Annotated in this window: 14 protein-coding genes and 1 CRISPR repeat array; of the genes, 11 read left to right on the plus strand and 3 right to left on the minus strand. The window is 52.1% G+C overall.

The window, feature by feature from the left end; all coding sequences use genetic code 11:
- A CRISPR array of direct repeats spans positions 1–3,238; the repeat unit is 37 nt; unit sequence GTTGCAAGGCGAATCCCGATGAAAAGGGAACTGAAAG.
- 118 nt (positions 3,239–3,356) lie between these two features.
- The 10 genes from cmr1 (at position 3,357) to cas3 (ending at position 16,106) form a co-directional block, all read left to right on the plus strand.
- Complete coding sequence (gene cmr1 / locus QHG98_08870) at positions 3,357–4,376, plus strand: type III-B CRISPR module RAMP protein Cmr1 (GenBank protein ID MDH7597828.1); 1,020 nt, start codon at positions 3,357–3,359, stop codon at positions 4,374–4,376.
- Between the two features lie 11 nt (positions 4,377–4,387).
- Positions 4,388–5,395, plus strand: coding sequence for an RAMP superfamily CRISPR-associated protein (locus QHG98_08875; GenBank protein MDH7597829.1), 1,008 nt, complete (start codon positions 4,388–4,390; stop codon positions 5,393–5,395).
- Positions 5,382–8,081 carry a CRISPR-associated protein Csx11 gene (locus tag QHG98_08880; protein MDH7597830.1) on the plus strand — a complete coding sequence of 900 codons (2,700 nt, stop codon included), beginning with the start codon at positions 5,382–5,384 and terminating at the stop codon, positions 8,079–8,081. Before QHG98_08875 ends, QHG98_08880 begins: the two co-directional genes overlap by 14 nt.
- A 1-nt stretch (position 8,082) precedes the next feature.
- The gene (gene cmr4, locus QHG98_08885) at positions 8,083–9,042 is read left to right on the plus strand and encodes a type III-B CRISPR module RAMP protein Cmr4 (protein MDH7597831.1); all 960 of its coding nucleotides are present in this window, start codon (positions 8,083–8,085) and stop codon (positions 9,040–9,042) included.
- Complete coding sequence (locus QHG98_08890; protein ID MDH7597832.1) at positions 9,023–9,403, plus strand: hypothetical protein; 381 nt, start codon at positions 9,023–9,025, stop codon at positions 9,401–9,403. Before cmr4 ends, QHG98_08890 begins: the two co-directional genes overlap by 20 nt.
- 84 nt (positions 9,404–9,487) lie before the next feature.
- On the plus strand, positions 9,488–10,288 hold the full coding sequence (locus QHG98_08895; GenBank protein MDH7597833.1) for a hypothetical protein: 801 nt from the start codon (positions 9,488–9,490) through the stop codon (positions 10,286–10,288).
- A gap of 140 nt (positions 10,289–10,428) precedes the next feature.
- Positions 10,429–11,889, plus strand: coding sequence for a type I-B CRISPR-associated protein Cas8b1/Cst1 (gene cas8a1, locus QHG98_08900; GenBank protein MDH7597834.1), 1,461 nt, complete (start codon positions 10,429–10,431; stop codon positions 11,887–11,889).
- A 34-nt stretch (positions 11,890–11,923) separates the two neighbouring features.
- Positions 11,924–12,997, plus strand: a complete 1,074-nt coding sequence (cas7i, locus tag QHG98_08905; GenBank protein ID MDH7597835.1) for a type I-B CRISPR-associated protein Cas7/Cst2/DevR — start codon at positions 11,924–11,926, stop codon at positions 12,995–12,997.
- A 36-nt stretch (positions 12,998–13,033) separates the two neighbouring features.
- Complete coding sequence (gene cas5, locus QHG98_08910; protein ID MDH7597836.1) at positions 13,034–13,780, plus strand: CRISPR-associated protein Cas5; 747 nt, start codon at positions 13,034–13,036, stop codon at positions 13,778–13,780.
- Positions 13,728–16,106: a CRISPR-associated helicase Cas3' gene (cas3, locus tag QHG98_08915; protein MDH7597837.1), complete on the plus strand. Its 2,379-nt coding sequence runs from the start codon at positions 13,728–13,730 to the stop codon at positions 16,104–16,106. Before cas5 ends, cas3 begins: the two co-directional genes overlap by 53 nt.
- 114 nt (positions 16,107–16,220) lie before the next feature.
- On the opposite strand, the gene cas6 is transcribed toward cas3, so the two are convergent.
- From cas6 to QHG98_08930, 3 genes are all read right to left on the minus strand, one after another.
- The gene (cas6, locus tag QHG98_08920) at positions 16,221–17,192 is read right to left on the minus strand and encodes a CRISPR system precrRNA processing endoribonuclease RAMP protein Cas6 (protein ID MDH7597838.1); all 972 of its coding nucleotides are present in this window, start codon (positions 17,190–17,192) and stop codon (positions 16,221–16,223) included.
- A gap of 190 nt (positions 17,193–17,382) precedes the next feature.
- The gene (locus QHG98_08925; protein MDH7597839.1) at positions 17,383–17,526 is read right to left on the minus strand and encodes a hypothetical protein; all 144 of its coding nucleotides are present in this window, start codon (positions 17,524–17,526) and stop codon (positions 17,383–17,385) included.
- A gap of 40 nt (positions 17,527–17,566) precedes the next feature.
- Complete coding sequence (locus QHG98_08930; protein MDH7597840.1) at positions 17,567–18,382, minus strand: PP2C family protein-serine/threonine phosphatase; 816 nt, start codon at positions 18,380–18,382, stop codon at positions 17,567–17,569.
- A 409-nt stretch (positions 18,383–18,791) separates the two neighbouring features.
- Here QHG98_08930 and QHG98_08935 point away from each other — a divergent pair, with 409 nt between their 5' ends.
- Entirely contained in the window at positions 18,792–20,165 is a 1,374-nt protein-coding gene (locus QHG98_08935) for an MBL fold metallo-hydrolase (GenBank protein MDH7597841.1), read from the plus strand.
- Positions 20,166–20,331 lie beyond the last annotated feature (166 nt).

The following is a 20,331-nucleotide window of genomic DNA, read 5'->3' on the forward strand; positions in this document are numbered from 1 at the left end:
GTTGCAAGGCGAATCCCGATGAAAAGGGAACTGAAAGTGATCTGTGCTGGGCAGTGAGGGTGGGCGGGTTGCAAGTTGCAAGGCGAATCCCGATGAAAAGGGAACTGAAAGTGATATAGAATAATATGATGCTACAACCACTCCGGCGGTTGCAAGGCGAATCCCGATGAAAAGGGAACTGAAAGCCGACCAGTTCAGCAGCCCTCTCGCCGCCAATCGCGAGGTTGCAAGGCGAATCCCGATGAAAAGGGAACTGAAAGTCGCAAAGCACTCGGATGAGGGGTACGACTTCGTAAAGTTGCAAGGCGAATCCCGATGAAAAGGGAACTGAAAGCTATTGGAAAGAGATGTGGATCTGCCTTGTTCATGAGTTGCAAGGCGAATCCCGATGAAAAGGGAACTGAAAGTGGAGAAGACCCTGTCCTCCCGAATGCTGAGTCTGCGTTGCAAGGCGAATCCCGATGAAAAGGGAACTGAAAGCACCGAACTCCCCCGCAACAACCGGACTCCTGGAAGTTGGTTGCAAGGCGAATCCCGATGAAAAGGGAACTGAAAGCGGGTTTGAATCTGTTCGGGAATCCTACATTAGACTCGGTTGCAAGGCGAATCCCGATGAAAAGGGAACTGAAAGTCTTCAATTTCATCTAAGGTATGCAGGTAAATTTCATGTTGCAAGGCGAATCCCGATGAAAAGGGAACTGAAAGGCAAATCATGAGCTAACTGATGTTGAACTATGTACACGTTGCAAGGCGAATCCCGATGAAAAGGGAACTGAAAGAGCTGAGGCAATATGGATGAGAGGACGCGCCTCCGGTTGCAAGGCGAATCCCGATGAAAAGGGAACTGAAAGTGCGCATATTATCACACTGGACGAGGCGCGGGCCAGGCTGGGTTGCAAGGCGAATCCCGATGAAAAGGGAACTGAAAGGATATAGGCGTACCCGCCGTAGAAGCTGGCGGGTTGCGTTGCAAGGCGAATCCCGATGAAAAGGGAACTGAAAGAGGACATAAAGTCCCTGGCGAGAGAAGCGGGTTTGAAAAAGTGTTGCAAGGCGAATCCCGATGAAAAGGGAACTGAAAGCAAATGATGGTCACGGATCTGGGTTTGTATGCGAAACGTTGCAAGGCGAATCCCGATGAAAAGGGAACTGAAAGATAACTTTTGCCACGCTCCCGAGCCCCTTTAATACCTTCGTTGCAAGGCGAATCCCGATGAAAAGGGAACTGAAAGCCCCACAGGGGAGACCGTGTACAAGAAAATGCACCAGTTGCAAGGCGAATCCCGATGAAAAGGGAACTGAAAGTTATTACACGACCACTTATTCAAATCCTTATGGAAGTTAGTTGCAAGGCGAATCCCGATGAAAAGGGAACTGAAAGCGAAAATTTTAATTCTCTCACTGAAAACTATATATACTGTTGCAAGGCGAATCCCGATGAAAAGGGAACTGAAAGATCAAACGATTTTGGATAGTATTGCAGACCTGCAAAAGTTGCAAGGCGAATCCCGATGAAAAGGGAACTGAAAGTTTTTTGAACTGTTCTCCACGAATGTTGGCTTTGAAAGTTGCAAGGCGAATCCCGATGAAAAGGGAACTGAAAGTCTGGCAAGCATATGAGATAAGGATGCCCGCCAAAATCAGTTGCAAGGCGAATCCCGATGAAAAGGGAACTGAAAGGATGGATATGTCTTTTCGATGCCGACACGGCCGATTCGTGTTGCAAGGCGAATCCCGATGAAAAGGGAACTGAAAGGGATCGTTGGATACCGCTTTCTCGCGGAATCACCAGTTGCAAGGCGAATCCCGATGAAAAGGGAACTGAAAGCCTGATATCGCCTATATATCCCAAGCTTTCCAAGTATTGTTGCAAGGCGAATCCCGATGAAAAGGGAACTGAAAGGGTTCGGAGAGAGTGGCTGTCATCGAGAAAGATCCTCGTTGCAAGGCGAATCCCGATGAAAAGGGAACTGAAAGGTCGAACTTCGCGCTCCATCTCCCGTAAGGGTTTGTAGTTGCAAGGCGAATCCCGATGAAAAGGGAACTGAAAGCTCTGTGATTTCTATCCAGAAGTTGCCGCCAGGCTGCTTGTTGCAAGGCGAATCCCGATGAAAAGGGAACTGAAAGCCGAAACGGCAAAGTCGCAGACACCCCAACGGTCGGCTGGGTTGCAAGGCGAATCCCGATGAAAAGGGAACTGAAAGTAAATTTTTTGCGCCCGGCGCCTAACTCGCCGGGCTCGTTGCAAGGCGAATCCCGATGAAAAGGGAACTGAAAGTGGTCTCCTCGTATGGCCCGATTGTGAAGGAGAGCATGAGTTGCAAGGCGAATCCCGATGAAAAGGGAACTGAAAGGCAACCTGGAACGATCGTCGCTTTCGCAGAACTCCGTTGCAAGGCGAATCCCGATGAAAAGGGAACTGAAAGTTCGAGCTTCCGGATATGATTCAAGAGCGCTGAAGAGTTGCAAGGCGAATCCCGATGAAAAGGGAACTGAAAATGTCGTTTTTGCTATGGTTTGCTGTACCTGTTTTGCCTGGTTGCAAGGCGAATCCCGATGAAAAGGGAACTGAAAATATAACACTTTACAGCTCTAATTATTCGCGACACCGGAGTTGCAAGGCGAATCCCGATGAAAAGGGAACTGAAAACTCTTGTTATTATTTTTTTCTTTGCCCAACGCTTCAGGTTGCAAGGCGAATCCCGATGAAAAGGGAACTGAAAACGCTCCATGCCGTGCCCGAGAGGCTTGAACTTCCATCCGTTGCAAGGCGAATCCCGATGAAAAGGGAACTGAAAAGTTGGGGATTTTATCGCGAGAAGAAGCCCGCAAACTTCGTTGCAAGGCGAATCCCGATGAAAAGGGAACTGAAAATCACACCTGTCTCGGTATTCCAAACATCTGACATATTGTTGCAAGGCGAATCCCGATGAAAAGGGAACTGAAAAACGCATCGGCCTTCCGGCTCTCCGCGTCGTTACCTGTTGCAAGGCGAATCCCGATGAAAAGGGAACTGAAAGTCTCGAGCGTCTCGGGATCGACGCGGAGATCGTTCGGTTGCAAGGCGAATCCCGATGAAAAGGGAACTGAAAGGCTGTGTTATGACACCACGGCTTGGGAGAGCTCTCTGGGTTGCAAGGCGAATCCCGATGAAAAGGGAACTGAAAGCACCGGACCTAATCACAACGCATCAATGTGTGTGTCGCAAAGCGAATACCGAGGAAAAGGAGGAGCTTCAGGGCATTAGCTTTCGAAAGATATATACAGTTGTAAGAGATAACGTTGCAAAAAATTCCCATGGGGTGTGAGCTGGCAGGCTTGCTGTGCAATCTGGATGTGAGGGAGGAGCAGCTTGCATGGAGATCAAACTCAAAACGCTGACGCCACTCTGGACCGGCGGCGTGGACCAGACCTGCGATCGCCTGCATGAAACGGGACTGATCGGCTCGCTCCGCTGGTGGTATGAGGCCCTGGTGCGTGGCCTGGGCGGGTATGCGTGCGATCCGACCGCGGAAGGACGATGCGAGTACGACCCGAAAAAGCCTGAGCCACCGGAAAAACAAATCTGCGCTGCATGCTATCTTTTCGGATGCACTGGATGGGCACGGCTATTCAGACTCAAGATTTTTGAAGAAAATCTCAATCCCGAAAAAATCCATTTTTACACGACTCTTGAAGCAAACAAGGGTTGGCTAAGTCGTATTTTCAAGAATCAGGATTCAAATGGTCTGTCCGGCCAATTTCGGTTGGATTTCGTTGGGCGTGGGAAAGATGACGAATATGCTTTTTCGCAACTGGCCTGGACATTAGAATTTGCAGCCAAGTGTGGCGGTTTGGGCGCAAAGTTGCAACACGGCTTTGGCCAAGTTGAACTAATAACTGTCTTGACGTCATATACTTCCCATGCCGAACGGGATTTGAGAGACCGTTTGGATGCATTCAAACTAGGCACCAACAATCCAGATCATCCTAGTCGACAGCAGTTTATATCTATACTAAAAAATGTCCTACCTGTCAATCCAGTGATACGGGCAATTTTGAACTCCTGCACCATTGGCGATGTGCCATCAGACTATATTCCTTGTGCTTTCGATTTGCGTTACAAAGGTGGTTCGATTGAGGGAAAACAACTTGGTTTTCGCCAGTGGCTGATAGGAAAAAGGTGGCGAAGAAATGAAATTTGCAAACTGATGGGTGAGACTAGGGCTGGACGCAATGAGGATCGCTCAGCAAGTCGAATTTGCTTCAGTATGCCTTGGAAAGGTCGTGAAGGAACTTACACACTTCGTGTATTTGGCTTTGTGCCACCAACCATGGAGCTTAAAAAAGTTGAAGAGGCAGTCGAAGATTATCTGAACGAGTTATTTGGCGAATAAGGGGGACAGTGATGGATCTTGCACTGATCATCTGGCAGCAGTATAATAGTCAAGTTAACCAGTTGGTTCAAAGTGCGAATGAGATACGCAGGGCCCGAAGGGAGCAAAAGAAACTGTTGAAGCAAAAATTCGAACAGCAGCGCAAGGAATTGCTGAAGCGTGTGCAGGTTGATTTTCCGAGCAAAATGTATCAAAATTTTGCCTTGATGGTATTATATCAAGAGGCTGGCTTGATAGATGTGGATGTGGCTAACGACTTGCGTGAGGCTTGGCAAAAAGCGGTTATCCAGCATCAAATGCAAGATATTCATAAGTGGAACGTAGACGGATTGCTTCGTGAAATTGCCATGCCGAAACCAGATCTTGATCTTTTGCCGTCAGGATCCTGGTTTATACAATTTGATTTCGAACTTGCCAAACCGTATATTTCCCATGATGATGTATCATCATACATTATTGACAATCCAGTAGCCTCAGATCATGTATTTGGCTTACCCATGATTCGTGCATCATCATGGAAAGGCAATTTGCGATCTGCCTTGCGACGAACAGAGAACTGGGATGATACACGGCCTGAGATAGTCAGATTATTTGGTAATCCCAAGGTTGAAGATGAAGATTTTCGGGCCGGGTGTTTGGAGTTTTACCCAACTTTCTTCTGCTGTGTTGGTCTGGAGATCATCAATCCCCATGATCGTGCAAGAAAGGTTGGAACGAATCCGATTCTGTTTGAGTGCGTCCCCGCCGGCGCAAAGGGCACATTCTCGCTCCTGTACGTTCCGTTCGACCTGATTGGAGAGGATGAGGAGGAAATCCGCCAGCAGGCCGCTGATGACCTGCGGCTGATTGCCGAAGCCATGAGCGCAATGATGCTCACGTACGGCTTCTCCGCAAAGAGGACGAGCGGGTACGGGACGGCAAAAGATGAGATTTGGGGCAGAGTGATAACACAGAGGGGTGAAAAGCCTCTGACGCGACTGAGCAACCTGGCACAGGAGGTGAACAATGTCGGTTTCTAGCTTGAAGCCGTTGGAAGACAACCGCAAGGCACTCCTCCTGGCGGAAGTGGGGGCGCTGCTGCACGATGTTGGGAAATTGAGCACTCAGTTTATCGATCAGATGTCTATTTATCCGTCATCTCGATCAAAAGATTTTGCGCATGAAAATGCGGTCGAAAAGCTGCCAGACTTTGTGGACAAACAGTTTGTGAATGCACTCAAGCAACGTTCCCTACGCGATATGCTGCGATTACCAGGAATTCCAAATAATGAGCAGATCGGTCAGCTACTGGATCTTGTTTTGCACCATGACAAGCACAGGCATAGTTCGTTTCTCGTCCGACTATTAAATCGCTGTGATGGTTTTGATTCAGGCGCGGACAAGGGCACAACAAAAGATCAGGGTTTGTCTAAAGAAGCCAAACAGCCCTTCGACAAAACATTTATTGCCACGGCTTTTGGGAGCGAAACACTCACGTCTCGGATTGACGTAGCGGATATAGACAGTGTCAGATGTAATTTATCAAGCGAAGTAGCAACAAAACTCTCGGCTTTTCCCGCCAGACCTGAAGAAGAGCGTACAGGAGTTGTACAACTGGCTCGAGTTGCGTATCAATGTGGGCTTGGGGAGACTAGGCGCTCAGCTAATGACGTAACTTTGTGGGATCACTCGTTCTCGGTGGCTACACTCTATAAAACAGCGCTGGCAACATTCCTTCTCAGCAGCAACATTGATATTAACAAACCCCAATGGCGTCTCTTGCGCGTAAACTTCGACGTGCTCGGCCTCTACGCCAAGGCGATCAAGATCGCCGACCTGCTCGGATATCAGCGTTCCGTAGAGGAGGCCTGCGAGCGTACAAAAAAGCTGGTGGAAGAGGAGTACCCGCTCGGCAATGAGGTCTACCGCGACACAACAGGCATTTACTTCACCTTCCCCGACCTCGACCTGCCCGCCGACCTGGCGCGGGAAATCTGCCGCCGCGTGGAAGAGGTTGAACCCGAACTCGCCCCGCGCATCGCCGTCACGGTGGGGGATGGGCAAACGGCCACCGAGCAACTCAAGGGCATCCTGGCCAAAGCCCGTAAAGAGGCGCTGGAGGCCCTGGCGCAGCCCTTCGATGGCCAGAAACTGGGCATTCGCTGGCAGCAGCACTGGGAGAAGGTTGGCGATGGGAAGTGGGAACTCTGTCCCGTCTGCCGCCTGCGCCCGATGGAAGAGGGCCGGGAAGCCTGTACGCACTGTGAGAAGCGCCGCCGCTCCCGCATTGAGGACTGGGAAAAAGACCCTTACCGCACCATCTGGATGGACGAAATCGCCGACGCCAACGGCCGCGTAGCGCTCATCGTCGGCAAATTCGGCCTGGATGATTGGCTCTCTGGAGAGCTGGTACAGACGATGCTGGTCAGGGCCGAGCCGAACAATCCTGCCGGTTGTACGCCCAAGAACCCCTCACCTGCTCGTCTGCGTCGCGTCTGGGAGACATGCCAAAGGTTCTGGAGCGAGACCGTGGAAAAAGAGATCCTTGGTAAGCATGCGTACGGCAAAGACATTGAACACTCTGACCTGCGCTGCACTCGCTTGCTGGTTGTTCCCGACAGGAAGGATGGCTGGGAAGAAAATGTCCCCTACGATGGCACGGTGGACGGCAAGCCGATCAGCCTGCTCTGGATCAAAGAGAAGAACCATTTCATCACCATCATCAACCTGCAACTGACAGGAAAACTCGAAGAGGGACAGACGATCTCCGTGAAGGATCCCAATAATCAACGTAACAAAATCACCTTTACTGTGCAGAGTTTGGAGAAGCCGAGCAACAGAATAGATCGATACACGCCATTCCTGCCGCTTCTGTCTTCACCCGATCAGTTCCTTGCCCTCGTTCCCGCCATCGATGCTTTGGAGATCGCCAAGAGGATTAGGGAAGAGTACGCCAAACAGTTCGGCAAGGTCCAGAACCGTCTGCCGCTCTTCCTTGGCCTGGTCTTCTTCCAGCGCAAGATGCCCCTGATGGCGGTGATGGACACCGCACGGCGGATGCTGAATGTGCTGCTGAAAGAAGAATCTTGGAAGGTGGAGTGCTGCCGCCCTGATTGTGAGGGACATGAGCACCAGTATCTGCGTCTCTCCCAGGGAATGGACAGGCTGATCATGAAATTCCCAATCAAGATGGGCGACAACAAAACTTGTGACATCTGGTACCCCTATATGTTTGTGGAATATTTTGCAGATGGCACGCCGGATAACCGTCAGTATCGATTCCAGCACAACGGGCACTGGCTTGTGGATGTCTGCGACCTGAAAGAAGATGATGTCGTGAAGGTCACCCCATCTCGCTTCGCCTACCTCTGGCTGGAGCACAGCGCGCAGCGCTTTGAATTTGATCCCGAGAAACACCTGATGCTGCTGGACGAACTGACGCATATGATGGATATGTGGGACCACCTGGGGAAAAGCGGCATCACCATCACCGGCCTCCGCAACCTGCAGGCACTGCTTGAGGCTAAAGGCGCAGCATGGGGGACAAACAGCGAGGAGTTCAGGCATCTGGCAGAGACAGCGCTAAAAGATGCCGGGCTTTTCCAGCGCAGGGACAAAGATGGTAACCCCAGACCGATCACGCCAGAGGATGTTGTAAGCAAACGTTTTGCCCGCTGTCTGGAGCTTTACCTGCACATTCTCAAACAAAAGCTCAAGGAGGACTGAAATGTTACCTGAATTGCTCAAATATTTCGCCCTCGCGCTCGATCCCATCCACGTCGGCACAGGCGGTTACCGCTTGGGCCGTGTGGACATGTCGATCGTGCGCGAGCCTGGAACAAACCTGCCCAAGATTCCGGGCACGAGCATCGCTGGAGCATGCCGCACCTACGCAGCGATGCAGGAGACATGCAAGTTTCCCCGCTGCGCCGGGCAGGGACAGGCAGATATGGACCGCGGATATGAGGGGCACTGTGGCAAACCCAACTGCCCCATCTGCGTAACCTTTGGATTCAGCAAGGGCAGCGGCGCCAGTTTCCAGGGGCTGGCGCAGTTCTCGGATGCTCGGCTGATCCTCTTCCCAGTCCATTCTCTTGTAGGTCCTGTCTGGGTGACCTGTCCAATGGTGTTAAAGGATGTGGTAAAAGATTTGGAAAATCCCTACAACGAACTCAATGATGGCGAGGTGCGAGTGGCACAAGGGGTGAATCACAGCGGTCGCCTCAACCTGGGCTGGCTGATGCTTACGGTTGCCGGGGATGGCTTCCCACTCGACAATTCTAAACTCCCTTGTGTGCCACCAGAGATTCTCAACCGCGCCGTTCTGGTTTCAGATAAGATGTTCGGCCACATAGTCAACGACAACCTGGAGGTGCGCACCTCGGTCAGCATTGACCCGTCCACCGGCGCCGCCGCCGAAGGCGCGCTCTACACTTACGAGGCCATCCCCCGCGCCAGCGTGCTGTACTTCGAGGTTGTGGTAAGCGATCCGAAGTTCTACCAAATCGCAGGGCAGGAGCCGCTAAAGGAGAACGGCGGCAAGGAAAAAGTGAAAGAAACCCTGAATAATGGCTTCGCCCTGTTCGAGTGCCTCGGCATCGGCGGGATGAACACGCGCGGCATGGGGCGCCTCAAGGTTCTCAACCTGAATGCAGGAGGTGAGACAGGTGAGCGGGGTGAATCTTGATCAGCTGTGCGCCAAATACGGCTGGCAGATCGCAGATGAAGTCCATAGGGCTATCGACAAACACGCAGAAAACCACATCACCAAGTCCCTGGGCGTCCTTCAGGAGGATGGCGTGTATGCGTTTTTCCTTTATCAGGACTCACGTGGGCAACGCGAAAAACCAGGTGCAGATAAACTCACTGAGCAGGCCTCAGCGTTTCTTCGAGAGGCACGTATCGAGGCTTTTCAAAGTGCCAGTGACCCGCCGCTCAAAGCCGTGCGTGAACACCTCGCCGGCGACCTGGATCAGCTCCTTCTCGCCAAGCGTCTGCTGGAGCAGGCTCTGATCTACGCCCGGTACCATGCCAAAGCTATGGGATAGGAGGTGCGCATGACCTGGCAGGTGTATGAGGCTAAATACGAACTGCAAAGCCCTATGCACATCGGTTACCACAAGGTGGGTAACGTGCAGCGCACGCGCTGCTACATCCCGGCGCGCAACCTGTGGGGTGCGGTCACCGAGACGCTCACACGTCGCGGTTTTCATACAGATGACGTCCCAGAGGGAGACTATGCCGGAGTTGGCAAGTGGGTTGAAGAGCACTTTGCCTTCAGCTACTGGTTCATCGAGGAGAAAGGCATAATGCTCTCGCCCGCCTATGCCGGGGAACTGAAATACGGACCTTACAACGTTGCTGAATTCGAGCGCCGCTACCTGAGTGCCCACGTCACCACCGCCCTGGATGCAGCGACCACATCTGCAGAAGATGGCAGTCTGCATGAGGTGGAGTTCATCACCCCGTATGCTCAAGATGGCATGCGAACAATCATCGGCGGCCAGGTCTTTCTGGACGAGATCGCGAAAGCGGTTGTGGGCGATGTAGGAAAATGGCGCAAGTGGCTGAACGATCTGCAGATCGGCGGCGAACGGCGTTACGGGTTTGGACGGCTCTGCTGCCTGAAGTTCCAAAAGATCGAGACTGGTCAGGAGAGATACAACCTCGAGGGCGAACGCCCACTGGTTAGGGTCGGGAAGGCTGAGCCCATTCTGGCCCACACGCCCGCAAATGATTTAAGAGGAAGAGGTATGATAGAGCCTCTGGTGGGGAGACGGACAGATGCCAGGAAAAGCGATGCGTTTGGATGCGAGCTGACCAGAGCCACAGTCTGCTGGGAGCCTGGCACACTGGTGGAGGATACGGAGTGGTTCGAGATCGGGCGTGAGGGGATGTGGAAGAGGAAATTATCCACGGAAGTATCGCTCTAACGCTAATTCGGGAGGGTTGGTTTGCGCTACCCGACAAGAGTAGCCATGCAATATAGTGGATTGCTCTAGTTGAAGATAATAAAGCTAAAGCAACCTGAAAGAGAGCACCAGAAGTAAATGATCTCGGAAAGAGGAAAACCATGCTCAGTTATACAGGACATCCACTGGTAGATGTGGGGATTGCCACAATTGCAGCTTTCGTAAAGAAACGCGACCCTGCTTCACTCACGGAAACCGATCTTGATAAGGTAGCCGATTTCATGGCTAGGCAGTATGTTGTGGATCCACTCAAGACTTTCTTGACGGTCGCCTTTCCGAATTCTGGCTTCACACAGCCGGCATTCAACAAAAAGCCAGAAAAACGTGATGAATATGCAAAGCGCGTCCTGTACGGCTACAAGGCAGATACCCCGAAGTTAAAGGAGAGTTGTGTGTTTACAGGAAAGCCAGCAGTAGGTGTAGCGTTCTCAGATAAACTCCCACCTGGCAGGGCCTTTCGCCAGCATATCCCTCTCATCACCGGAGAGAACGTCATCAACTTCTTTCCTTGGGGTAATGCAGGGCTGCTTGTATCTGGTGAGGCTTTGCTAGCCATCCAAGCATTTCCACTGGGCTGTGCCAAGTGTAACGGCAGGCTGCTTGCTGTACACTCTGATAACCCAGATCTCACTTACGAGTTTGCAGCCAAGTTTCTAGAGCACAATCGCAAAGCGATTACATTGGCGCAACAAGGTGGTAGCAAGAAGTTACCAGAGGCAGGAGCTTCGGCCAGAACATTTTTCATTGAGACCTTGCTGGATATAGAACAGAGCCGACAAGATGAGTCTATTGAGCGCCGCCCCTCCTCGGTAACGGCTTACCACCTAAGCAACCTCGGCTCGACACCGTCTCTAGATATATACCATCTGCCTTTGGAGATCACCGACTTTCTGAGCCAAGTCGTGAGCCCAGATTATAAAACGGAATGGAACGCCCTCGTTCAAAGGGCCTGGTGGGTTTCGATACCCAAAAATAAAAAGAAGAAAGAAATACAAGAAGATACACAACACCAAAGGAATGTGTTGTATGAAGACCTATTACAATTACCGGAGAACGCACGACAGTTCCTACGCTGCTACTTCCTCCGCATCCCAGTTCGTACACGCTTTGAAGGCGACCCGCGTCGCACGTACTCGCTCAGAGACGAAGCAAATCTCGTCTCATGGAAACTCACTGAACTGTTCTTGAGGAGGATAATGAACATGGAAAAAGATCGCATAGATCAAATACGAACGTTGGCCGATCGCCTGGCAGACTACGTGTTCGAGGAGAACGATAAAAAGTTCTTTGCAGCTCTCTTCGAGCCGCGTTACGATTACTTCCGAACAAACCTCATCAGAGCCACTCTGGCTTGTGTGCAGAAGGGAAAAAGCCCACTTATCAAGTTCGACCCCTATATTGAAATATTTGAAAATGGCGATGAAATAGCGCGATCAGACTGGCGATTGGCACGCGATCTGGTGCTGATCCGCATGGTGGAGCAACTGTATCAAAAAGGATGGCTTGGCAGCCAGCCAGAGGCGGTTCCGGAGATCTCCGAAGAGCTAGAAACTACTCCATGATCCAATACCACTCACAAACATTAAGGGGATTAGCATGGCATTCGTAACTGGACTGTTTCTGATTGATGCGCCGGCTTCGGCACTGAACAACCTTGGAAATGTTCCAGGTAGATTATTCGACAATGTTGTTGGGGTAAAAGTGATCCGTACTCGAGAGGGCACGTATCCTTACGTCTCAGCACAGGCTTTCCGCTATTGGTTGCGGACTACACTGGAACAAACCGAACCGGATTGGAAAGCCGCTCCAATCTGGCGTGAACAAAAGGTGGCATACACTGATGCCAACCCCATTCGCTACTGGGACGATGACCTGTTCGGGTATATGCGAGCACCTTCCACGAAGAAGGAGGCTGTAGAGCAACGTGGAGCGGATAAATCACGTTCTTCTGAGACACCAACCAGTGATACGATAACAAGGGCTTCGCCCTTCCGGGTAAGCACTCTCGTCTCCATTGCACCTGTCAACATTGTGGAAGACTGGGAGTCTATGAGCCGGCACGATGGTGATCCTGTACCTTACAGCAGTCAGTTTTACCGTGCCACACTAAAAGGTCTGTTCTCTCTGGACTTACACGCTTGTGGTACCTTCTGGTACCGCCAGAAAACGGGCTTTCGCAACCTGGACGACTCCAGAATCGAGGAAGCAAAGAAAGTCGGGCTGGAGGAGTTAGAGGATGTGAGTGCATACCGATTAACGCTTGAAGAACGTCTTAAGCGCATAACAACCCTGTTTAAGGGTATGGCCAGGCTGGAAGGCGGCGCCAAGCAGGCCCTCCATTACACTGATGTTTCTCCAGCGCTTGTCGTGCTGGCCGTGACCAGGGGGGGCAATCATCCCTTCGGACGTATCATTGGCGCTAACTCGCGCGGATTGCCAGAACTCAAGCTTGAGGCGTTGAATGAAGCACTGACAGTATTCAGTGACGATATCCTTTCTGATGTCTATGTTGGCTGGGTGCGTGGATACTTAGATGAGGAGCGCGCTAGGTTGGAAGAGTTCGTACGCCAAGCAGAGAATAACCGCATAAAGATAAGCCATCCACGAGAGGCATTCAGTGCACTCATTGAGACCCTCAAAAAGCCTGAAAATGCGCAATGGCTTGATTAACGCCAAGATCCGTTCTGCAATATCAAGGAGGTTACCATGCGCGTTCTCAAAGTGGTGGCGGAGGGGCTTACTACGTCCTTCCGCTATCCACATTTCATGCATGGCGTTCACCCCACTTTCGAGATGCCGCCACCAGCAACCATCTATGGTCACATCTGCAGCGCTCTTGGGGAGTGGGTCTCACCAGAAGGTGTGGAGTTTGCCTACCACTTCACCCACCAGGGTTCATTCGATGACATAGAACATGTTCATGTAGTGGTACCGGCAAGTGGCAAGCTACCCAAAACATCTTTGCCAAAGGTACTGGAAGGGGAAGTGAATCCATTCAAACGCACCGTGCTCTTTCAGCCGCGTCTTATGCTCTATATCAATCGCCCTGAGTGGGAGCCTGCTTTTCGCAGTCCTCGGTACACAGTAGTGCTTGGACGATCGCAGGATCTCTTCACCTATATCAACGTAAGCGTGATAGATTTGGTGCGGGCCAAACGCGCCTACTTCGAGCATACGTTGTTACCATATCGCATGGCTTTGCAAGTTGCCCAAGGCTATGTGGTCCTTATGCCACGCTTCTTGGATTATGCACAGGGTCGTGCTGCCACATTCGCCCGCTACGTGGTACTGAAACGACGGGTACACAGCGAGAATTTCTTGCAGTTTGGGGATCTGCCAAACGACACCGAGTTCTGGGTTGACCCAACCTCGCCAGAGATAAATGGAGCTCACCTAGGGCTTGCTTTCCATACGTTTGTGGGCGAGTACAATGACAACCCCTTTATGGCCTGACTGGCTGGAAGAAGTCCTATGGGCTAAAAGCTCCAGTAAAGGAGAGAGTGGGCATGCAGAAACCCTAGCACGACACACATGGCATGTGCTGGAAAGACTTGCTGATGTGATCTCTCTGAGACCAGGTCTGCCTGAAGCGATTGGCTTTCCAAGCCTGTGGAACTGCCTGTTCTGGGCATGTTTCTTGCACGATTTCGGCAAGGCAGCCAGGGGATTCCAGGAGCTCTTACGTGGTGGTCCGAGATGGCCCCATCGCCATGAAGTGCTATCACTGGCCTTTTTAGACTGGCTCTCTGATGCTGCATCAGATGAAGAACTGAGGTGGATTGCCGCAGCTATTGTATCGCATCACAAAGATGCCGATGTGATCGGTCGTATGTACATGGATCCGAGGGATCCTGATGAGGATCCACTGGCTGCACGGGTGGAAGAGATCGATGATGGAGCAATAATAGGCCTCTGGCGTTGGCTGAATGAGTGCCCAGCATCATGGATTGAGGCACTGGGCTTGAGAGATGTCGGTATCCGGCTGCCTGCCCTACCATCACAAACTGACGCTCTGCGAAACATACGGGAGCATGGAGCAATGCGCATCCGATACTGGCTGCGAATATATCGCAAATGGTTAAAGAACCTCAACCATAGCGATGAGCGCAGATTAGTCATCGGCACTCTGGCATTACGTGGCTACATGATCTCATCTGACCACTTGGCATCAGCCCACATGGGCAAATCGCCAGCTCCACTGCCGGCAAGACCAGCTGATCTGCTGGCGAGGCTGGAAATCAATGAAAGTACTCTATACCCACACCAGAAGGCATGTGCCGCAACACGTGGATCTGCAGTGCTGATAGCCCCGACTGGCAGTGGCAAGACTGAATCTGCTCTCTTGTGGGCATGCGCACAGGCCGAAGGGGGGCAACCGGTACCTCGGCTGTTCTACACGCTGCCATACCAGGCCAGCATGAATGCCATGTACGATCGGCTCAACGAAAGAGCTTTTCCTGACCAGGTGGGTCTGGAACATAGCCGAAGCATATTAGCCCTCTATCGGCACTGGTTGGACGAAGACTACACCCCACAGCAAGCCGCTCGTGCAGCACGGTGGACCAAGAATTTGGTACGACTGAACTACTTCCCAGTACGAGTGCTCAGCCCGTATCAAATCCTCAAAGCATTCTACCGACTGAAGAGTTATGAAGCTTCACTAAGCGATTTCTTTAATGCAGCTTTCATCTTGGACGAGGTTCACGCCTATGAGCCTGATCGGCTGGCGATGATTCTGGGTGCGGTAGAGTTCCTGCGTAAACATTTTGGAGCTCGATTTTTTGTGATGTCAGCAACGCTGCCAGGCTTGCTTCAATCGCAATTGTCCAATGCGTTGGGAGAGTACACTTTTATTCGGGCCACGCCGGAGTTGTTTGCTCGATTTCGTCGGCATCAGCTGCAACTGATTAATGGCGATTTACTGACAGAGCATTGGCTAGAGCACATAGCCGAAGTTATAGAGTCTGGGCAGTCAGTGCTGATATGCTGTAACACCGTGAAGCGCGCACAGCAAGCTTACATGGAGATGAAATATAGACTAGGTAACCGAACTGAAGTCATTCTTCTACATAGTCGTCTCAACAGCAAGGACCGGCTACGCAAAGAGATAATCGTGCGAGAGGCGACTGGATCGCAATCACGTGGACGGAAGCCCATAGTACTTGTTGCGACCCAGGTTGTCGAGGTGAGTTTGGACATTGATCTGGATGTGATCTACACTGACCCGGCCCCATTGGAGGCACTTATCCAGCGGTTTGGCCGAATCAACAGACGTCGTCTGAAGGGGCGGGCTCCAGTATGTGTATTCACCGAACCATCCGATGGCCAAGGCATCTACGATAAAGACTTGGTGCAAGCGGCGTTGAGGGTGTTATCGGAGAACGCCGACCAGATGATTGACGAAGAACGCATCTCTGACTGGTTAAACGAGGTATATCAAGAGACAATCGCGCAGCGCTGGAGTAGCAGGTATCAACAGGCATTTGATGAGTTTAAAGAAAGTTGCTTGTCCACGTTGCGGGCATTCGAATCGGACGAGCAATTAGAAGAGGCATTCTACCAGGCATTTGACAGTATTGAGGTCCTGCCAGCGGATCTTGAGCCAGAATATCGGCGACTTATTGAAGATCAACCGCTTGAGGCCCTCCAGCTTCTTGTTCCATTGCGTTGGGTGCAATTTTCTCGCCTGCGGGATGCAGGTAAGGCTTATAAAATAGATCCAAACTGGACCTGGGTTGTGGAAGCAAACTATAGCGAGGATTTTGGACTTATGCTTTGAGCGCGGTTTATCAAGAGAACGGACGAACGAAAGAACGTATCATCTATCACCCCACCTGTCTGGTGCTATTTCGCAATACTCGAATCTTCTTTTGCATTGCTGAAGATTTTGACCTCACACCACAACCTCATACAGCCCGTTCCCGAACGTGGCCATCTTCCCCACATGGATGAGCCTGCCAAGCTCGAGGAGGGCCATGATGTCGCGGGAGAATTCGCCTTTGTATGTTATCTCGCCCCTGAAGAATGGTGGGAGGGTGTGCATCTTTATCCGCTGCCTGTGGAAGTACCTCTTTGCTCTCACATCCTGGATGCGGGCGCCTGTTACCGTAACGGATCTGCACTCTCCAAGGAGCGAGAGAACGGTATCGTTATCGTACAGCATTCCATACCCATAGAACTCGGCCAGCGCATTTGCCCGGAAGAGCAACCTGGAGATGAGGCCTCGGAATGTCGGGATCGCAGTGAACTGCTCGTTCTCCTTAATCTGGACTGGTGTGAGAAAGCGAATGGTGAGCTCTCCGGTGTGATCCGTTGATCCTTTTAATATCTCCCCGTAGCTCAGCCTTATAGCTCTGTTGAAGACCCTTTTGCCGGAGAATATGTTAACCCGCGTGCCGTATCCGATCGAGTCGACCGATTCCATGGTGAATCTGCCATAGCCCCGCTGGTAGCCGCGGCTCATCCCGCTCTCTCCAAGGTTCCTGAGGGCCACCAGGAAGTAGGGCATGTGATCGATACCGCGACCGATGAGTGTGAACCCGAACCCTGCTGTGGATCCTGCAGAGTATCTGCCCGGCAGTGGGGGGTCGAAGACGAACGGCCTGGGGATGTCACGCTGCCTCCTGAGAACCATTGCATCCTCCGGAGGACGGCTGTTGTAGAAGAAATCGTAGACGCATACGCCTGCGAGCTGACAGCCGGTGCAGTCTCTGGGCGCGCCGGGTCCTGGGCGGCCTGCGCAGACGAGCGCCCTCAGGCGCGCCCCGAATCCGCTCCGAAGCACATCCCCCGGCCAGCGGGCGAGATCCGCATCAGACTCGAATCTCACCCTGACGTCGAAGTGTGAAAGGACGATGTCACCCATCAGGAGAGACTGTGAGATAGTGACTAAAAATGTTTTGCTCCTTAGCCGGCTCACCAGATCTTTCGCAGCAACCTGCCCAGCAGCTTGTTCTTCGCACGGCGCGTTATCTTCTTCGGATCACCTGAGGCAACTGTCTCTATATCGTTCAGAATTCTAGCTGCTCTATACAACTTGCTGCTGAATTTTTTAGCTACAGTTTCACCCCCATGTTCCAGTTGTTCTTCTCGTAGCGAGAATGTAGCGATTTGTGGAGCAGATTCACCCGCCCGTCCAGAGCATCGCCGGGCCCCAGCTTCAGGCCAGTTATATCCTGCAGGCTCTTTCTATCCCTCAAACTCTTAATACTTGCGTTCTGATGGTATCATCTATGCCACCTACCCCTCGTGAATAACAGAGATCTCCATGGAGCCCCGCGTCAGTTCTATGGTGCAGCCCCGGAGATCGAGGACTATGACTGTCATGTTGTCGTGCGCTCCCCGCCAGCATGCGATTGAGACGATCAGCTCTGCAGCTTCCTGTGGGTCACTGCTCTTTCTTGATGCGAGTATCGCCTCAGCGGGTGAGATCACATCCCATATGCCATCGGTGGCCAGGACAGCCCAGTCGTTCTCCCTTCCGAGCACACCTTCGACAATCCTCGGCTCTGCGCTCACATATGGCTTTAGGTGGGCATCGCCCAGTGCGCGGCTGATGGCCAGTTCTCCCTGGACCCTGGGAATGTCGAGATGTATCACCCGGCCGCCCAGCGACTCGATCCTGGCCGTCTCCTCAGGCAGCTCCGGCCTGTGGTCCATGGTAAGGAGTTTGCTGCCGCCGGCAGTGCCGATAACTATTCGCGCATCGCCCACATTGGCAGCGAGAAACCTCGCTCCAAGCAGGAGGAGTGTGGCAGCAGCGGCGCCCCCCAGGATCCCACGGGCGATTATGGCCTCGTCCGTTCTCAGGTATGCCTCTCTCAGGAGCTCCAGATCCGACCGGCGCGCCTCCTCGGGCTTCTTCGCCTCCATAGAACGGAGTGACCAGAAGCATGGGGTCAAAAACGCGGCTGCAGTCCGGGCGGCGAGTGGGCCGTAATGACCGTCGAAGACCTCGGCACCGAAGCAACCTGGGTGATCACGAACTGCATGCACATCCTCCATCACCTCACGCATGCCGATATGCTCGCAGACACCTGCTGCGATCCTTGCCATCCTATGCCTCCATAATTCAGCCTCGCTCCATGCGTAGCAACTTGTATAGCATGCAACGTGGTTGCTGAAAGCACTTATTCATTTGCCAAGAACACATACCACAACCCGTGCTCCTTCAGGCAAGTCATCAAATGGATAAGAGCGTCGCCCGCGGTCTTATGTATTCAGCAACTTTGAGGTCGTGCAGGCTGGTTGCTGGATGCACCCAGTCGCTCGACAGGCCCTCGACTACGTCGATGGGTTTTGACAGTTTCGACTTCATCGAAACTCTTCGACGCAGTCGAATATAAGTCGAAACGAGCGCATAGGACGACTGGTGTCTCTTCGGCCAGGTCATCAGATGGATGGGAGTGTATTGGATATATCAGTGCCGAAAGCTTAATTTTGGAACAGAAACAACGCTGGAAAGATGAATCTAGAGTTTCACGGGGCAGTGGGTGGTGTTACAGGTTCGCACATGGTTCTGGATGCAGGGGGCATGCGGGTCGGGATTGATGCAGGTCTCTTTCAGGGCAATGAGGCATCCAGAAACCAGGCGGACTTCGGTCATGATCCTCGCTCGATAAGAGTGCTAATCCTCACGCATGCACATATCGATCACAGCGGCCGCGTGCCGCTGTTGATCAAAAAGGGCTTTTCAGGTAAAATCATCTCAACCGCTGCTACAGCGGACCTTTGCGAGATCATGCTCAGGGATTCTGCACACCTGATGATGGAGGCAGCAGAGCATGAGAGCCACCAAAGCGATCAGCGACGCAGACCACTCGCTGGACCACTTTACGAGGAGAAGGATGTTGCAGCAGCCATGAGGCACTTCACACCTATCAGGTACAACAAAGAGCATGACCTGGGTCGGTTTTCGATCAGATTCATGGACGCCGGTCATATCCTGGGATCGGCGATGATCGAGTTATCGTTCGGCAAGAAGAGGCTGGTCTTCAGTGGTGATCTCGGACGACCAGGTGCTCCATTTCTTCGTGATCCTGAAAAGGTTGATGCAGCAGATTGGCTGGTGCTTGAATCCACATATGGCGATATGGATCATGGGAATATCGCCGACAGAGGCAAGATACTGCTGAATATCATTCTTGAGACTCTAGAGCGGGGCGGGAACGTTGTCATTCCAGCCTTTGCCATCGGGAGGACGCAGGAGATACTGTACGAGCTGAATCCATATGCTGAAAAGGGAGTGCTTAGTGGGGTGAGCTGCTTTGTCGACAGTCCGATGGCGATCTCTGCAACTGAGATCTACGCCCGTCATCCAGAATGCTTTGATGAGGAGACGCTCTCTCTTTTGAGAAGTGGCGATAGCCCGCTTGAGTTTCCTGGGATCCAGTACACAAGATCGCAGGATGAGTCTAAGGCCATATACGATCACAGAGGGCCTCGCATCATAATCTCAGCAAGCGGAATGTGCACCGGCGGCCGGGTTCTGCATCACCTGATAAAGAATCTGGAGCAGAAGGACTCCACAATACTCTTTGTAGGTTATCAGGCTGATGGAACGATAGGTAGAAGGCTGTTGGACGGGGCGAGGAAGATCCGTATACTGGATAAGGACCTGGATGTTAAAGCCCAGATCACATCAATGGATGCATTTTCAGCCCACGCCGGCCGAAAGGAGATCTTGAGCTGGCTGCGCTCATTCAGGCAGTTCCCGGACAAGGTCTTCCTCAACCATGGAGAGCCAAGAGCAACCAGAGCACTTGCAGAGGCAATCAGAACCGAGTTCGATTCAGAGGTCACCATCCCTGAGATGGGGCAGAAATACCTGCTGAGTTGAACATGCTGAGTTGAGCCCAAGGCCAGAGGTATCGTGTTCATCTGGTGATTTTGGCGTTCGCTCTTATGCATTCAGCAACTTGAAGGACATCCAGCCGGTTGCTGAATCCACCAGTTCGCCCGCCAGGCCTTCGACTCAGTCGAAGATAAGTCGAAACGAGAGCATA

It is taken from the genome of Methanothrix sp., assembly GCA_029907715.1.
Taxonomy (GTDB): domain Archaea; phylum Halobacteriota; class Methanosarcinia; order Methanotrichales; family Methanotrichaceae; genus Methanothrix_B.

Coding starts and splice junctions, on each gene's coding strand:
- QHG98_08930 (MDH7597840.1), bottom strand. CDS start 18,382: ATGGCAAGGATCGCAGCAGGTGTCTGCGAGCATATCGGCATGCGTGAG.
- cas8a1 (MDH7597834.1), top strand. CDS start 10,429: ATGCTCAGTTATACAGGACATCCACTGGTAGATGTGGGGATTGCCACA.
- QHG98_08935 (MDH7597841.1), top strand. CDS start 18,792: ATGAATCTAGAGTTTCACGGGGCAGTGGGTGGTGTTACAGGTTCGCAC.
- QHG98_08880 (MDH7597830.1), top strand. CDS start 5,382: ATGTCGGTTTCTAGCTTGAAGCCGTTGGAAGACAACCGCAAGGCACTC.
- cmr1 (MDH7597828.1), top strand. CDS start 3,357: ATGGAGATCAAACTCAAAACGCTGACGCCACTCTGGACCGGCGGCGTG.
- cas7i (MDH7597835.1), top strand. CDS start 11,924: ATGGCATTCGTAACTGGACTGTTTCTGATTGATGCGCCGGCTTCGGCA.
- cas6 (MDH7597838.1), bottom strand. CDS start 17,192: ATGGGTGACATCGTCCTTTCACACTTCGACGTCAGGGTGAGATTCGAG.
- QHG98_08875 (MDH7597829.1), top strand. CDS start 4,388: ATGGATCTTGCACTGATCATCTGGCAGCAGTATAATAGTCAAGTTAAC.
- cmr4 (MDH7597831.1), top strand. CDS start 8,083: ATGTTACCTGAATTGCTCAAATATTTCGCCCTCGCGCTCGATCCCATC.
- cas5 (MDH7597836.1), top strand. CDS start 13,034: ATGCGCGTTCTCAAAGTGGTGGCGGAGGGGCTTACTACGTCCTTCCGC.